The 234-nt window shown below is 59.0% G+C and carries 1 protein-coding gene; it reads left to right on the top strand.

The window, feature by feature from the left end; genetic code table 11:
• The coding region (locus AF337_RS05650; RefSeq protein ID WP_152970914.1) for an SDR family NAD(P)-dependent oxidoreductase at positions 1–234 on the top strand (234 nt) is incomplete at both ends.

The raw sequence follows: 234 nt of genomic DNA, 5'->3' as shown, positions 1-234 counted from the left end.
GGCATAAGGAGCTGTCGCTCAATCTGTTTCCGGCTGTCCGACTGGATCGGCTGCTCGTTCCGGACATGGTCGCCCGAGGAAACGGTGTGGTCGTGCACGTTACATCCATCCAGAGGGTCCTGCCGCTTCCGGAATCGACGACTGCCTATGCTGCAGCCAAGGCAGCACTTTCCACATACAGCAAGGCGATGTCGAAGGAAGTGTCGCCAAAAGGTGTCCGGGTCGTTCGGGTGT

It is taken from the genome of Rhizobium ecuadorense (assembly GCF_001187535.1).
GTDB lineage: Bacteria > Pseudomonadota > Alphaproteobacteria > Rhizobiales > Rhizobiaceae > Rhizobium > Rhizobium ecuadorense.
The sequence above is the reverse complement of the archived record's forward strand: the minus strand, read 5'-3'. Positions and strand labels throughout refer to the sequence as shown.